Below are 523 nucleotides of genomic sequence, written 5' to 3'. Positions count from 1 at the left end.
TTCTGCTTGTGTTATGTAATTGATTTTTAATAATTCATCTATCTTCCTCTGTAAATTAGGGTTTGATTTACAATAAATTTTAAACTCCTTATCTAATTCCCAATCCTTTTCAGTTAGATCATCTTTCAACCCTTGATAAATTTCCATTTCTTTTCCCGTTGGAGCCATGCCTAAATCGTGAAAAAATGCAGTTAGTATTAATAACCCTAATTCAAGGGGGCTCAAATGGTTAAGGGTTTCTTCTGGAATCAAACTATCCATGTGACGTAGCACTCTGGATAAATGATCAACATCATGAAGAGTGTATTCTTCCATATATTTAATAATTAGCTTGCTTCTTTGAGTTGCATAGGAGACCGCATCAATAACTAATACTTTTAATTTGTTACATCTTCATTGTGTTTTGCTAATTCATTTAATCGGTTATATATAGTGGAGTGTGATAACATATCTATTACCTCTTGATTAAACTCTTTGTTTTGGCGTGGAATCAATTGAATCTCCCCTTTTTGGAGCTTTTCGT

1 protein-coding gene is annotated in these 523 nt (G+C 32.5%); it reads right to left on the bottom strand.

The genetic code is table 11. The features are described from left to right. Positions 1 to 315 (bottom strand): hypothetical protein (locus tag JCM19033_RS21705; RefSeq protein ID WP_198153636.1); only part of this gene is annotated, 315 nt, incomplete at its 3' end. Positions 316 to 523: the final 208 nt, after the last annotated feature.

The organism is Thalassobacillus sp. C254 (genome assembly GCF_001310615.1).
This window is presented reverse-complemented; position numbering and strand designations above follow the sequence as displayed.